Genomic DNA, 14,390 nt, shown 5'->3' on the forward strand with positions numbered 1-14,390 from the left:
AGGCACGACCGTGTCCGCACGACCGGGGATCGGGGGAGAATCGAGGTATGCGGCACTACCTCGATCACGCGGCGACCACGCCTCTGCGCGCGGAGGCCCGCGACGCCTGGCTCGAGGCGGCGACCGTCGTGGGCAACGCCTCGTCGACGCACGGCGCCGGACAGGACGCGCGGCGCCTGCTGGAGGAGTCGAGGGAGCGGCTCGCCGCGGTGCTCCACGCCGACCCGATCGAGGTCGTGTTCACCTCGGGGGGCACGGAGTCGATCAACCTCGCCGTGCAGGGGCTCTGGCGCGCACGGGACGCGGGCACCACCGCGATCGTGCTGCCCGACGGGGAGCATCACGCCACGATGGACACCGTCGCGGCTCTCGCCGCGGAGGGCGCGGAGGTCCGCGCGGTGCCGGTGTCGCCGGAGGCGCGCATCGATGACCCCCGCTTCGCCGCCGCGCTTCCGGGTGCCGCGCTCGCGACGGCTCTGGTCGCCAACAACGAGGCCGGCACGATCAACGATGTGGCCGCCCTCGCGGCGGCGGCGGCCGACAACCGCGTGCCGTTGCACCTCGACGCGGTCGCGGCCCTGGGCCACGTGCCGCTCTCCTTCCGGGGCCTGCGCGGGTCGGCGGAGGGTCATGGCGGGCTCGTCGCGCTGAGCATCGCGGGCCACAAGGTGGGTGCTCCGGTCGGGACCGGCGCACTGCTGGTCGCCCGGTCGGCTCGCCTCGCTCCGCTGCTGCGCGGCGGTGGACAGCAGCGGGGGCTCCGGGCAGGCACGCAGGACGTGGCGGGTGCGGCGGCGCTGGCCACCGCGGTCGAGCTGGCCGAGAGCGAGCGCGAGGAGGAGGCGCGTCGGCTGCGTGCTCTGCGCGACCGCCTCGTCGAGGGCGTTCGCGCGCGGGTGCCCGCCGCCGAGCTCCTGGGCGACCCGCACGTGCGGTTGCCGGGCAATGCGCAGCTGCTGTTCCCGGGGGCCGTGGGGGAGAGCCTGCTCTTCCTCCTCGACGTCGCCGGGGTATCGGTGTCCACCGGCTCGGCCTGTCAGGCGGGGGTCGCGGAGCCCTCCCACGTGGTGATGGCGATGGGCCGGTCGGAGCGAGACGCCCGCAGCGTGCTGCGCTTCTCTCTGGGGCGCACCTCCCGCGATGATGACGTGGACGCCGTGCTGTCGGTGATCGCGGACGCGTATGCGCGTGCGTCCGGCGCCGGCTCAGCTGCGCGCTCGTAGACTGGACCCATGCGTATCCTTGCGGCGATGAGCGGCGGCGTCGACTCCGCCGTCGCCGCGGCGAGGGCGGTCGAGGCCGGGCATGACGTCGTCGGCGTGCACCTCGCCCTGTCCCGCGCGGGCGGGACGCTGCGCACGGGCAGCCGCGGCTGCTGCACGATCGAGGACGCGCTCGATGCGCGCCGCGCCGCCGACCTGCTCGGGATCCCCTTCTACGTGTGGGACTTCTCGGAGCGGTTCCGTGACGACGTGATCGACGACTTCATCGCCGAGTACCGCGCCGGGCGCACCCCGAACCCCTGTATGCGCTGCAACGAGAAGATCAAGTTCGCCGCGCTCCTGGAGCGGGCGATCGAGCTGGGCTTCGACGCCGTCTGCACGGGGCACTACGCCACCCTGATCGAGGGGCCGGACGGCCGGGAGCTGCACCGGGCATCCGACAACGCCAAGGACCAGTCGTACGTGCTCGGTGTGCTCACTGCCGAGCAGCTCGCGCACACCTACTTCCCGCTCGGCACGACGCCCTCCAAAGCGGTCGTGCGCGCTGAGGCGGCAGCCAGGGGCCTGACCGTCGCCCAGAAGCCCGACAGCCACGACATCTGCTTCATCCCGGACGGCGACACGCGCGGGTGGCTGGCGGAGAAGGTCGGTGCGGAGACCGGGGAGATCGTCGACCGCAGCGGCGCGGTGGTCGGCGAGCACGAGGGCGCGCACGCCTTCACGGTGGGGCAGCGGCGAGGGCTCAAGCTCGGGGTGCCGGCCGCGGACGGCAAGCCCCGGTTCGTGCTGGAGGTCCGGCCGGTGTCCAACACCGTGGTCGTCGGGCCGAAGGAGGCGCTCGCGATCGCCGAGATCGCGGGGGAGCGGTTCAGCTGGGCCGGCGCGGCGCCCGTGGAGTCGTCCTTCGCATGCGACGTGCAGATCCGCGCGCACGCCGACCCCGTTCCCGCCACGGCCACCGTGACCGCGGACGGCGTCCGTGTGGCTCCGGAGGTTCCGCTCGACGGCGTCGCACCGGGGCAGACCGCGGTGTTGTACGTCGGCACGCGCGTGCTGGGCCAGTTCACGATCGACACCACGGTCTCGGCGGTTCCGGTCGGCGTCTGATCCCGGCGGATGTCGGCGGCCGCTCCTAGACTGAGCAGGTGGCGGAGAACATCTCACTGGAAGACGCTCGGATCGAGGCCGAGGAGCTGACGACCCGCATCCTCGAGGCCAAAGACGCCTACTACGGACGCGACACCTCGCTCGTCGACGACGCGACCTACGACGGGTGGATGCGGCGTCTGGAAGAGCTGGAGCGCCTGCACCCCGAACTGCAGGGCCAGGACTCGCCGACGCAGATGGTGGGAGCGGCGGAGGCCACCGGTCTCGCCACGATCGAGCACGCCGAGCGCATGCTCAGCCTCGACAACGTGTTCTCCGTCGACGAGCTGCGGGAGTGGGCGGCCAAAACCCGCGCGGCGGCCGGTCGTGACGTCGACTGGCTCACCGAGCTCAAGATCGATGGGCTCGCGATCAACCTCCGCTACGAGAACGGGGTGCTCACCTCCGCCGCCACACGCGGTGACGGCCGGGTGGGCGAGATCGTGACGGAGAACGCGCTCCGTCTGCCGGAGATCCCGCAGCGACTGCGTGGTGAGGGGCATCCGCCGATCGTCGAGGTCCGCGGCGAGGTGTTCATCCCGGTCGCGGCGTTCGAACGGCTCAACGCCGCGCAGGCCGCCTTCCGCGAGCGCGCCTACGCCGACGCGCTCGCCCGGTGGGAGGCACGCGGCGGCGTGAAGAAGCCGTTCGACGAGGAGAAGGCGCGCACGGCTGCGGCACGTCGGTTCCCCGCGTTCGCGAATCCGCGCAACGCCGCCAGCGGTGGTCTGCGCCAGCAGATCGACAAGAAGGACGGGCTCGAACTGGAGGCGGGGCTCCTGCGGATCGAGTCGCTCGCGCTGTACGTGCACGGCATCGGCGCCTGGGCACAGCCGCCGGTGGCCGCGCAGAGCCAGGTGTACGACCTGCTGGCTGAATGGGGCCTGCCGACGAGCCCGCACACCCGGGTGTGCCGCAGCATCGATGAGGTCGTCGACTTCGTGGAGTACTACGGCGAGCACCGGCACGACATCGAGCACGAGCTCGACGGGATCGTGGTGAAGGTCGACGAGCTGGAGCTGCATGACGAGCTCGGCGCGACCAGCCGGGCACCCCGGTGGGCGATCGCCTACAAGTACCCGCCGGAGGAGGTGCAGACGACGCTCCTCGACATCGTGGTGTCGGTCGGACGCACGGGCCGGGCGACCCCGTTCGCGGTGATGGCGCCCGCGCACGTCGCGGGGTCGGTCGTGCGTCAGGCCACGCTGCACAACAAGGACGTCGTGAAGGCCAAGGGCGTGCTCATCGGCGACACCGTGGTGCTGCGCAAGGCCGGTGACGTGATCCCCGAGGTGCTCGGGCCGGTCGTGGAGAAGCGGGACGGCACCGAGCGCGAGTTCGTGATGCCTGCCGACTGTCCGGAGTGCGGAACACCGCTGCGGCCGATGAAAGAGGGCGACATCGACCTGCGCTGCCCGAACGCGCGCTCGTGTCCCGCACAGGTTCGCGGGCGTGTCGAGCACATCGGGTCGCGCGGCGCGCTCGACGTCGAGGCGCTGGGCGAGGTCACGGCCGCGGCCCTCACGCAGCCGACGTCACCCGCCGTGCCGCCGCTGGAGACGGAGGCCGGGCTGTTCGCGCTGACGCTCGACCAGCTCGTGCCGATCGAGGTCGTGGTCCGGGATGCCGAGACCGGGCTGCCGCGTGAGGACGAGGACGGCCTGGTGAAGACGAGGGCGCCGTTCCGCCGGAACCCGACGGCGGCCGAGAGGAAGGCGGGGCGCGAGGGTCCCCAGCCCTCCTCGCAGGCGCTCACGCTCCTCGCCGAGCTCGAGAAGGCCAAGACGAAAGACCTGTGGCGACTCCTCGTCGCGCTGAACATCCGTCACGTGGGCCCGGTGGCGGCTCGAGCCCTCGCGCAGTGGTTCGGTTCGCTGGACGCGATCCGGGCGGCCTCCCGGGAGGAGCTCGCCGCGGTCGAGGGCGTCGGCGGGATCATCGCCGACTCGCTGCTCGCATGGTTCGAGGTCGACTGGCACCAGGAGATCGTGCGGCGCTGGAGCGAGGTGGGGGTGCAGTGGGCGACGCCGGGGCACCCGGGGCCCGGGGCTGCGGTCGCCGAGGGCGGAGTGCTCGACGGGCTCACGGTCGTCGCGACGGGTTCGCTCGACGGGTACACGCGCGAGGGAGCGCAGGAGGCGATCATCAAGGCGGGGGGCAAGGCCGCGTCGAGCGTGTCGAAGAAGACCGACTTCGTCGCGGCAGGTCCGGGCGCCGGCTCCAAGCTCGCGAAGGCCGAGGAACTGGGCATCCGCATCCTCGACGCTGCACAGTTCCACCTGCTGGTGACCGAGGGACCCGACGCCCTCGGCTGAACGGGTGCCCGCGGGTCAGGTGTCCGTGGGAGGCAGGAACTGCAGCAGCCGAGGGGAGTCGGCGAAGCCGAGCCCGCGGTACAGCGTCACGGCCTCCTCGCTCGAATGCACGGTGACGCGTCCTGCGCCGAGGGACACCGCGTGAGCGCACGCCGCCGCGACCAGTGCTCGCCCGGTCCCGCGCCCGCGGTGCTCCGGCAGCACGAACACGCTCTGCACGTCGGCCGAGACCCGGTCCGCGGCCCCGGGGCGCGGCACCCGGGGGAGCATCGCGACCCAGGCGACCCCGACGGGGTCGCCGTCGTCCGCCCTCGCTACGAACGCCGAGTGCGTGTCCTCGTGGAGGCTCCACCAGGCGGCGAGCTCCGCCGTGAACTCGTCGAACGACCGTCCCGCCGTCAGCTCGTCTGGCACGTCCTGCCACTTGAGCAGTGCGAGCCCCGCGACGTCTCGGCGGTCCGCACGGTCGATACGCACGATCAGCTCTTGTGACGGGGCTTCCGGAACGGCTTGTCCTCGCGGGGACCGCGGGGTCCGCGATCGTCACGGTCATGGCGGTCACCGCGGTAGCCGCGGCCCGCGCTGTCGTCGTTCCCGCGGTCGCGCGCAGCTCCCCGGCGTGCCCCGGGGCCACGGTCGGGCGCGATCTCGATCAGCCGCCCGGAGATGCGGGTGTCGCGGAGCTTCTCGAGGACGGCGGGGTCGAGGTTGGCCGGCAGCTCCACGATCGAGAAGTCGGGGCGGATGTTGATGGCGCCGAAGTCGTCGCGACCGAGGCCGCCCTCGTTCGCGAGCGCGCCGACGATCTGCCGCGGCTCCACGCGGTGCCGGCGTCCGACCTCGATGCGGTACGCCGCATAGTCGCCACGGCCCCGGCGTTCCCTGGGCTCACGCGTCTCCCGCGTGTCGCGCGGTGCGCGCTCACGCGGCGGACGGTTGTCGGCGGCGACAGCTCGGGCGAGCGGGTCGTCCGCGGGGTCGAGGAGGAGCGGTCGCTCACCCTGCGCGACCACGGCGAGAGCCGCGGCGACATCGCTTTCGGGCACGTCGTGGTGGCGCACATAGTGGGCGATGATGTCGCGGAACGCGTCGATGCGGGCGGTCTCGGACAGCGCGGTCGTGATGGCGTCGTCGAAGCGTGCGAGGCGCGTGGTGTTGACGTCCTCCGTGGTCGGCAGCTGCATCTGCGTCGGCGTTTGACGCGTGGCCTTCTCGATGTGCTTCAGCAGGTAGCGCTCGCGCGGGGTGATGAAGCTGATCGCGTCCCCGGTCCGCCCGGCGCGCCCGGTCCGGCCGATGCGGTGCACGTACGACTCGGTGTCGGTGGGGATGTCGAAGTTGATGACGTGGCTGATGCGCTCCACGTCGAGACCGCGCGCGGCGACGTCGGTCGCGACCAGGATGTCGAGCTTGCCGTCCTTGAGCTGGTTGACACTGCGCTCGCGCTGCACCTGCGGCACGTCGCCGTTGATCGCGGCGGCGGAGTAGCCGCGAGCGCGGAGCTTCTCCGCGAGCGTCTCGGTCTCGTTCTTGGTGCGGACGAAGACGATCATCCCGTCGAAGTTCTCCACCTCGAGGATGCGCGTGAGAGCGTCCACCTTCTGCGCGTACGACACCACGAGGTACCGCTGGGTGATGTTCGTGTTGGTCGCGGTCTTGGACTTGACCGTGATCTCCTCCGGGTCGCGGAGGTACTGCTGCGCGAGGCGTCGGATCTGGGCGGGCATCGTGGCGGAGAACAGCGCGACCTGCTTCTCCTCCGGCGTCTGGGCGAGGATCTGCTCGACATCCTCCGCGAAGCCCATCTTCAGCATCTCATCCGCCTCGTCGAGCACCAGGTACTGCAGCTCCGAGAGGTCGAGCGTGCCCTTGGCGAGGTGGTCCATGATGCGACCGGGGGTTCCGACGACCACGTGCACACCGCGGCGCAGCGCCGACAGCTGCACGCCGTACCCCTGACCGCCGTACACGGGCAGCACGTGGACGCCCTTCATGCGTGAGGCGTACGACTCGAACGCCTCGCACACCTGCAGCGCCAGCTCGCGCGTGGGGGCGAGCACGAGGGCCTGCGGGGTCTTCTGTGCGGTGTCGAGGCGCTCCAGCACGGGGAGCGCGAAGGCCGCGGTCTTGCCGGTGCCGGTCTGCGCCATGCCCACCACGTCGCGGCCCGACAGCAGGGTCGGGATCGTCGCGGCCTGGATCGGGGAGGGGGTCTCGTAGCCGAGGTCTCGGATGGCCTTGAGGACGGGCCCGGTGATGCCGAGCTCCTCGAATCCGGGGGTTGCGGGGGACTCGTCCGGGGCGTCGGTGGGCACTGCGTCTTCAGGGGTCACTTCCCAAGGGTAGCGCGCGCCGGCCGCCACCACCTGTGCAGACGGCTCAGGCGCCGGTGGTGAGCGCGAGCAGCTTCTCCTTGACCTGGCGGCGCAGGACCTTGCCGATGAGCGACTTCGGCAGCTCGTCGACCACGAACACGCGGCGCGGCACCTTGTACGGGGTGAGGATGCTGCGGGCGTACGCGCGGATCGCTTCGACGTCGACGTCGGCGCCTCCGTCGACGACGATCGCGGCGACGACCTCCTCGCCCGAGTGCTCGCTGGGCAGTCCGACGACGGCGGCGTCCACGACCGACGGGTGCTGCCGCAGCGCGTTCTCGACCTCGGTGGGGGCGACGTTGAAGCCGCCGGTGATGATCAGCTCCTTGATGCGGTCGACGATGCGGACGAAGCCGGCCTCGTCGATCGTGACGATGTCTCCCGTGCGGTACCAGCCGTCGACGAACACGGCGTCGGTCTCCTCCGGCTTGCCGTAGTAGCCGGAGAACACCTGCGGGCCGCGGACGACGAGCTCGCCCGCCGACCCCGCCGGTACGTCCTGCGTCGGGTCCTCGGGGTCGACCACGCGGCACTCCGTTCCGGGGAGGGGGAGGCCGACGGTGCCCGGCACGCGGTTGTCGGCCACGGGGTTCGCCATCAGCACGGGCGAGCACTCGCTCAGCCCGTAGCCCTCGACGAGGTACCCGTGGGTCGCGGCCTCGAAGGGGACGACCAGGTCGTGCGGCAGGGCCATCGCCCCGGAGATCGCGACCTCGATGCCGTCCAGGGAGACGCCCTTCGCCTGCGCGGCCGCGAGCAGCCGGTCGGCGATCGGGGGCACGAGCGGGAGGAAGGTGGCGGGGTGCTTCTTGACGACATCGAGCACGAGGTCGGGGTCGAACTTGGGGAACAGCACGAGCCGCGCCCCCATCGACATCGCGAACGTGAGGCACAGCGTCAGCCCGTAGGCGTGGAACATCGGCAGCACGGCGTACACCACGCAGCCCTTGCCGCGCTGGATCGACGGCACCCATGCCTGCGCCTGCGCCGCGTTCGCCAGCAGGTTGCGGTGCGTCAGCGCGGCGCCCTTCGGAGTTCCGGTGGTGCCCGAGGTGTACTGGATGATCGCGAGGTCGTCCGTGTTCGGTCTCGGATGCGACGCCGGAAGCGGGTCGGAGGCCACGAGCGAGTCCCACACCACGGTTCCGCGCACGCGCTCGGTCAGCGCTGCCCTGGAATCGCGCGCCTTCGCGACGGGCAGCCGCAGAGCGAAGCGGGTGAGGGCGGGCATCGCGCGCGTCACGTCGACGGAGACGAGGTTCGTCACGGCGAGGTCGGCGGGGAAGTCCTGCACGGTGGCGACGACCTTGTTCCACACGATCGCGTGCTTGGCGCCGTGATCCTCGAACTGCTTCCGCAGCTCGCGCGGCGTGTAGAGCGGGTTGTGCTCGACGACGACGGCGCCCAGACGCAGCACGGCGTAGAAGGCGATGATGTGCTGCGGGCAGTTCGGCAGCACGATCGCGACCGGGTCGCCCGCACGCACGCCGAGGTCGCGGAGTCCGGTGGCCGCCCGGTCGATCGCGTCCTGCAGTCGGGCGTAAGTGGTCTCACGGCCGAAGAACTGCAGCGCGGGAGCGTCGGGGTAGTCGCGGGCGGACGCGGCGACGATGTCGACGAGGGAACCGGTGACGGGGGCGAGATCCTCGGGGACGCCGTCGGCGTAGCTGGCGATCCACGGGCGAGGAGGCTGGAACGTGCTCACGCGCCCAGCTTATGCGCGCCGCGACGCGCCGAGCGGGCGACGGCACCCCAACTAGACTGGGGTCGTGTCTGAAATCACCCCTGATCTTGTGCGCCATCTCGGCGTGCTCGCGCGCATCCAGCTGAACGACGACGAGGTGACGCGGCTCACGGGCCAGCTCGACGCCATCGTCGACAACATCGCCAAGGTGTCGGAGGTGGCCACGGCCGACGTCGCCGCCACGAGCCACCCGATCCCCCTGAGCAACGTCTTCCGTCCAGACGTCGTCGGGCAGACGCTCACGCACGAGCAGGTGCTGCAGAACGCCCCCGACGCCGCCGACGGCCGCTTCCGGGTGACCGCGATCCTGGGAGAAGAGCAGTGAGCGACATCATCCGGCTGACCGCGGCGGAACTCGCCGACAAGCTCGCGGCGCGTGAGGTCTCCAGCGTCGAGGCCACCCAGGCGCACCTGGACCGTATCGCCGCGGTCGACGGCGACGTGCACGCGTTCCTCCACATCAACGAGCACGCGCTCGACGCGGCCGCTGCCGTCGACGCACGCCGTGCGGCAGGGGAGGAGCTCGGCCCGATCGCGGGGGTCCCGCTCGCCATCAAGGATGTCCTGGTCACCACCGACCAGCCGACCACCAGCGGCTCGCGCATCCTCGAGGGCTACCGGTCGCCGTACGACGCGACCGTCGTCGCCCGCTCGCGCGCGGCCGGTCTCATCCCGCTCGGCAAGACGAACATGGACGAGTTCGCCATGGGCTCGTCGACGGAGCACTCCGCGTACGGCCCGACGCGGAACCCGTGGGATCTCGACCGGATCCCCGGTGGATCCGGCGGCGGTTCGGCCGCCGCCGTGGCCGCGTTCGAGGCCCCGCTCGCGCTCGGCTCGGACACGGGCGGCTCGATCCGTCAGCCTGCTCACGTGACCGGCACGGTCGGGGTGAAGCCCACGTACGGCGGAGTCAGCCGCTACGGCGCGATCGCCCTCGCGTCGAGCCTCGACCAGGTCGGCCCGGTCACCCGCACGGTGCTCGACGCCGGTCTGCTGCACGATGCGATCGGCGGCCACGACCCGAAGGACTCGACGTCGCTCGACGAGCGGTGGCCGTCGTTCGCCGCTGCAGCGCGTGAAGGTGCGAGCGGGGACGGCCTCAGAGGTCTCCGCGTCGGTGTCATCCGCGAGCTTCCCGACAGCGGCTTCCAGCCGGGGGTCGCCGCGTCGTTCCGCAGCGCCCTCGCGCTCCTGGAGGCTCAGGGCGCCGAGATCGTCGAAATCGATGCGCCGCACTTCGAGTACGGCGTCGCCGCGTACTACCTGATCCTCCCGGCGGAGGCGTCCAGCAACCTGGCGAAGTTCGACTCGGTCCGCTTCGGTCTGCGCGTGACGCCGGAGGGTAACCCCACGGTCGAGGACGTCATGTCCGCCACGCGCGACGCCGGATTCGGCGACGAGGTGAAGCGACGCATCATCCTCGGCACCTACGCGCTGTCCGCGGGCTACTACGACGCGTACTACGGCAGCGCCCAGAAGGTCCGCACGCTCATCCAGCAGGACTTCGCCGCCGCCTTCGGCCAGGTCGACGTGATCGCCACGCCTTCGGCGCCGACCACGGCGTTCAAGCTCGGCGAGAAGATCGACGATCCGCTGCAGATGTATCTCAACGACATCACCACGATCCCCGCGAACCTCGCGGGTGTGCCCGGCATCTCGATCCCGAGCGGCCTGTCCGACGACGACGGCCTGCCCGTGGGCATCCAGTTCCTGGCTCCGGCCAGGGAGGACGCCCGTCTCTACCGCGTGGGAGCGGCGCTGGAGACACTCCTCGTCGACTCGTGGGGGGCGCCGCTCCTCACCCGCGCACCGCAGCTCGCAGGAGGGAACCGCTGATGGCCGCCGCAGCCAAGCTGATGGACTTCGACAGGGCTCTCGAGCTGTTCGAGCCTGTGCTCGGGTTCGAGGTGCACGTCGAGCTCAACACGAACACCAAGATGTTCTCCGACGCGCCGAACCCGGCGAACGAGGCGTATCACGCCGCCGAGCCCAACACGCTCATCGCCCCGGTCGACCTCGGTCTGCCCGGGTCGCTGCCGGTCGTGAACGAGACGGCCGTGCGCTCGTCGATCAGCCTCGGACTCGCACTGGGCTGCTCGATCGCGGAGTCGAGCCGGTTCGCGCGGAAGAACTACTTCTACCCCGACCTCGGCAAGAACTACCAGATCTCGCAGTACGACGAGCCGATCGCGTTCGAGGGGTCGGTCGAGGTGGAGCTCGAAGACGGCACCATGGTGACCATCCCGATCGAGCGCGCGCACATGGAGGAGGACGCGGGCAAGCTCACCCACATGGGCGGCGCGACCGGACGCATCCAGGGCGCGGAGTACTCGCTGGTCGACTACAACCGCGCAGGGGTGCCGCTGGTGGAGATCGTCACCAAGACGATCTTCGGCACCGAGCACCGGGCGCCGGAGGTGGCGAAGGCGTACGTGGCGGCGATCCGCGACATCGTGCGCGGTCTGGGCATCTCGGAGGCCCGGCTGGAGCGGGGCAACCTGCGCTGCGACGCCAACGTGTCGCTGCGCCCGCGGGGGCAGGAGAGGCTCGGCACGCGTACCGAGACGAAGAACGTCAACTCGATGCGCTCCGTGGAACGCGCCGTCCGGTACGAGATCCAGCGCCAGGCGCAGATCCTCGCCGACGGCGGCACGATCATCCAGGAGACCCGCCACTGGCACGAGGACACCGGCACCACCTCGCCGGGCCGTCCGAAGTCCGACGCGGACGACTACCGGTACTTCCCCGAGCCGGACCTCCTCCCTGTGCAGCCGGCCCCGGAGCTGATCGAGGAGCTGCGCGCGGCACTGCCCGAGCAGCCCGTCGCGCGGCGCCGCCGGCTCATGGCCGAGTGGGGTTTCACGCCGCTGGAGTTCCAGGACGTCCGCAACGGCGGTCTGCTCGACGTCGTCGAGGCGACGATCGCGGCGGGCGCGACGCCGGCGACCGCGCGCAAGTGGTGGACGGGTGAGATCAGCCGCCTGGCGAACGCGCAGGAGAAGGACGCCGCGGAGCTGATCACCCCCGAGAACGTCGCGGCGTTGCAGAAGCTCGTCGACGAGGGGACCCTCACCGACAAGCTCGCCCGCCAGGTGCTCGAGGGCGTCATCGCCGGCGAGGGCACTCCGCAGCAGGTGGTCGATGCCCGGGGCCTGGCCGTGGTGTCCGACGACGGCGCGCTCGTCGCGGCGATCGATGAGGCCCTCGCCGCACAGCCCGACGTGATGGCGAAGATCCAGGACGGCAAGGTGCAGGCCGCCGGTGCGATCATCGGTGCGGTCATGAAGGCCATGAAGGGTCAGGCCGACGCCGCACGCGTGCGCGAGCTCATCCTCGAGCGCGCTGCCCAGTAGCCGTCTCTCCCGGGCCTCGTGTCCGGGGCCCGGGAGAGAATGGACGCATGGGACACGGTGACGGCAGAGGGCGCATGGTGTCCGCGGCCGATGCCGACGACAGCGGAACCCGCATCCTGCATGTCGACATGGACGCGTTCTACGCCGCGGTCGAGGTGCTCGACGATCCGAGTCTGCGGGGCATGCCCCTCATCATCGGCTCGCCGGACGGTCGTTCCGTCGTCTCCAGCGCCTCGTACGAGGCGCGGCGCTACGGCGTTCGGTCCGCGATGCCCGTCTCGCAGGCTCTCCGCCTGTGCCCGACGGCCAGGGTGGTACCGCCGCACTTCCCCCGCTATCAGGCGGTCTCGCGCCAGGTGATGGCGATCTTCGAGTCGTTCACCCCGCTGGTGGAGCCCCTGTCCGTCGATGAGGCGTTCCTCGATGTGCAGGGCGTGCGTCGGCTGTGGGGGAGCCCGGCGAGGATCGCCGCGCAGATCCGGGAGCGCGTCTCGGCGGAGGTCGGCATCACGTGCTCTGTGGGCGTGGCCGAGACGAAGCACGTCGCCAAGATGGCGTCGACGATCGCGAAACCCGACGGCATGCTCGTGGTATCGGCCGCGGAGACGCTCGACTTCCTGGCCCCGCGGTCGGTGCGCGCGTTGTGGGGTGTGGGGCCGAAGGCGGCGGAGGCGCTGGAGGCGCGAGGCATCCGTACGATCGGCGACATCAGGGCGACCACGACCGACATGCTCGACCGTGCAGTGGGCCCGGCGCTGAGTGCGCGGCTGGCGCAGCTCTCGTGGGGCCGGGATGCGCGGGCGGTGGACACCGAGCGCGTGGAGAAGAGTATCGGACACGAGGAGACGTTCAACGTCGATGTCGACGACCGCGCGTTCCTGCGTGCGGAGCTGTTGCGGCTGGCCGATCGCGTGGGCGCGCGGTTGCGTCGTGCCGGGTGGGAGACGTCGACCGTGTCGATCAAGATCCGCTTCGCCGACTTCCGCACGGTCACCCGGTCGCAGACCCTGAGCGACCCGACCGCCGTGAGCCAGCGCATCGGGGAAGCGGCGCAGAGTCTGTTCGAGCAGATCGATCGGCGCGATCCGATCCGTCTGGTCGGCGTGCGGGCCGAGAGACTGCAGCCGGCGGGCGGCTCCGCCCTGGCGCTCTGGGACGACGACGAGGACTGGCGCCGCGTGGAGGGGGCGGTGGACGAGGCGATCGCCCGCTTCGGGACGGCGACGATCAGCCGCGCGCGTCACATCGGTCGCGGCGAGGGTCGCGGGGCCGCGCGGCATCCGAAAGACCACGGCATCGCGGATTGAGGGGCGCGCACGCGGGCGGGGTCGGCTACCGTGGGAGCATGCCGAACATTGCACTGGAACTCGGGAAGCAGGTCGCGTCCTTCGGCGTGAAGAGCGCGTACGGTGAGCCGCAGGATGTCGACGGCGTGAGCGTGACGCCGGTCGCATTCACCTACTCCGGTTTCGGGGGCGGCAGCGGCGACGGTGCCGAGGGCGGCGGCGGGGGCGGTGTCTCGATTCCCGTCGGCGTCTACGTGCGCCGCGAGGAGGGGCTCCGCTTCGAGCCGAACATCGTGACGCTGCTCGTCGTGGCGGTGCCCTTCGTGTGGGTCACCGGTCGTGCCCTCACGCGCATCATCCGTGCCCTCAAGAAGTGACGATCCCGTCGCGGCGGCGCTTCGCCAGGCCGCGGCACTGATCGCGCAGGACATCCGCGGCCTCGCTGCGGCGAACCCGATGGTGGTCATCGACGGCGGGAGCGGTGCTGGCAAGACCTCGCTGGCGGAGCTGCTCGCGCGGAACTGGCCGCTCGTCGGACGGGTGCAGGTCATCGCCCTCGACTCGCTGTACCCGGGCTGGGACGGCCTGGAGTCCGGCGCGGAGCGAGCGGTGGACGGAATCCTGCGGCCGCACGGGCGGGGCCTGCTCGGCTCCTGGCGTCGGTGGGACTGGGAGCAGAACACGGAGGCGGAGAGTCATGCCGTCGACCCATCGCTCGGTGTGATCGTCGAAGGCAGCGGCATCCTCCGTCCGTCGACGGCCGACCTCGCCGATGTCCGCATCTGGGTGGAGGCGGGGGAGGAGTCGCGAAAGGCGCGCGCGCTCGCGAGGGACGGCGACACGTACCGACCGCACTGGGAGCGGTGGGCGGCGCAGGAGCGTCAGCACCTCCTGCAGCACCACCCGCGCGAGCTGGCGACGCGCATCGTCACGGTGCCGTGACCG

Annotated in this window: 12 protein-coding genes; 9 read left to right on the forward strand and 3 right to left on the reverse strand. The window is 71.4% G+C overall.

All coding sequences use genetic code 11. The features are described 5' to 3' along the window. Positions 1-47: 47 nt before the first annotated feature. Genes DW297_RS09885 through ligA form a run of 3 tightly spaced genes read left to right on the forward strand, consistent with a single transcriptional unit; the run spans position 48 to position 4,684 of the window. On the forward strand, positions 48-1,223 hold the full coding sequence (locus DW297_RS09885; RefSeq protein WP_136031834.1) for a cysteine desulfurase family protein: 1,176 nt from the start codon (positions 48-50) through the stop codon (positions 1,221-1,223). A 9-nt stretch (positions 1,224-1,232) separates the two neighbouring features. Further along, positions 1,233-2,330, forward strand: coding sequence for a tRNA 2-thiouridine(34) synthase MnmA (gene mnmA / locus DW297_RS09890; protein WP_136031836.1), 1,098 nt, complete (start codon positions 1,233-1,235; stop codon positions 2,328-2,330). A 38-nt stretch (positions 2,331-2,368) separates the two neighbouring features. Continuing rightward, positions 2,369-4,684 (forward strand): NAD-dependent DNA ligase LigA, encoded by a 2,316-nt coding sequence (gene ligA / locus DW297_RS09895; protein WP_136031838.1) that lies wholly within the window; start codon positions 2,369-2,371, stop codon positions 4,682-4,684. Between the two features lie 15 nt (positions 4,685-4,699). Here ligA and DW297_RS09900 read toward each other — a convergent pair whose 3' ends face one another. From DW297_RS09900 to DW297_RS09910, 3 genes are read right to left on the reverse strand one after another with little or no spacing between them, the layout of a single operon-like run. Beyond that, a complete protein-coding gene (locus DW297_RS09900) occupies positions 4,700-5,161 on the reverse strand; it encodes a GNAT family N-acetyltransferase (protein WP_168442837.1) in 462 nt (153 codons plus the stop codon). Positions 5,162-5,163: 2 nt separating this feature from the next. Beyond that, positions 5,164-7,017 (reverse strand): DEAD/DEAH box helicase, encoded by a 1,854-nt coding sequence (locus tag DW297_RS09905; protein ID WP_446724364.1) that lies wholly within the window; start codon positions 7,015-7,017, stop codon positions 5,164-5,166. Between the two features lie 46 nt (positions 7,018-7,063). Next, a complete protein-coding gene (locus DW297_RS09910) occupies positions 7,064-8,764 on the reverse strand; it encodes a long-chain-fatty-acid--CoA ligase (protein WP_136031843.1) in 1,701 nt (566 codons plus the stop codon). A 64-nt stretch (positions 8,765-8,828) separates the two neighbouring features. Between DW297_RS09910 and gatC the strand changes: the two genes are divergently transcribed. The 6 genes from gatC to DW297_RS09940 are packed head-to-tail and all read left to right on the forward strand — an operon-like array spanning position 8,829 to position 14,387. Then, a complete protein-coding gene (gene gatC, locus DW297_RS09915) occupies positions 8,829-9,128 on the forward strand; it encodes an Asp-tRNA(Asn)/Glu-tRNA(Gln) amidotransferase subunit GatC (protein WP_136031845.1) in 300 nt (99 codons plus the stop codon). After that, the gene (gatA, locus tag DW297_RS09920) at positions 9,125-10,642 is read left to right on the forward strand and encodes an Asp-tRNA(Asn)/Glu-tRNA(Gln) amidotransferase subunit GatA (protein ID WP_136031847.1); all 1,518 of its coding nucleotides are present in this window, start codon (positions 9,125-9,127) and stop codon (positions 10,640-10,642) included. Before gatC ends, gatA begins: the two co-directional genes overlap by 4 nt. Continuing rightward, positions 10,642-12,159 carry an Asp-tRNA(Asn)/Glu-tRNA(Gln) amidotransferase subunit GatB gene (gatB, locus tag DW297_RS09925; protein ID WP_136031850.1) on the forward strand — a complete coding sequence of 506 codons (1,518 nt, stop codon included), beginning with the start codon at positions 10,642-10,644 and terminating at the stop codon, positions 12,157-12,159. The genes gatA and gatB overlap by 1 nt, the downstream gene beginning before the upstream one ends. A gap of 47 nt (positions 12,160-12,206) precedes the next feature. Next, positions 12,207-13,466 (forward strand): DNA polymerase IV, encoded by a 1,260-nt coding sequence (locus DW297_RS09930; RefSeq protein ID WP_136031852.1) that lies wholly within the window; start codon positions 12,207-12,209, stop codon positions 13,464-13,466. 38 nt (positions 13,467-13,504) lie between these two features. Then, positions 13,505-13,822 carry a hypothetical protein gene (locus DW297_RS09935; RefSeq protein WP_136031854.1) on the forward strand — a complete coding sequence of 106 codons (318 nt, stop codon included), beginning with the start codon at positions 13,505-13,507 and terminating at the stop codon, positions 13,820-13,822. Next, positions 13,806-14,387, forward strand: a complete 582-nt coding sequence (locus tag DW297_RS09940; protein WP_136031856.1) for a hypothetical protein — start codon at positions 13,806-13,808, stop codon at positions 14,385-14,387. The genes DW297_RS09935 and DW297_RS09940 overlap by 17 nt, the downstream gene beginning before the upstream one ends. Positions 14,388-14,390 lie beyond the last annotated feature (3 nt).

Source organism: Microbacterium sp. PF5, from assembly GCF_004794315.1.
GTDB lineage: Bacteria > Actinomycetota > Actinomycetes > Actinomycetales > Microbacteriaceae > Microbacterium > Microbacterium sufflavum.

Excerpts from the sequence above, each read along its gene's own strand:
- DW297_RS09885 (WP_136031834.1), top strand. The coding sequence starts at position 48 with ATGCGGCACTACCTCGATCACGCGGCGACCACGCCTCTGCGCGCGGAG.
- mnmA (WP_136031836.1), top strand. The coding sequence starts at position 1,233 with ATGCGTATCCTTGCGGCGATGAGCGGCGGCGTCGACTCCGCCGTCGCC.
- gatB (WP_136031850.1), top strand. The coding sequence starts at position 10,642 with ATGGCCGCCGCAGCCAAGCTGATGGACTTCGACAGGGCTCTCGAGCTG.
- DW297_RS09930 (WP_136031852.1), top strand. The coding sequence starts at position 12,207 with ATGGGACACGGTGACGGCAGAGGGCGCATGGTGTCCGCGGCCGATGCC.
- DW297_RS09935 (WP_136031854.1), top strand. The coding sequence starts at position 13,505 with ATGCCGAACATTGCACTGGAACTCGGGAAGCAGGTCGCGTCCTTCGGC.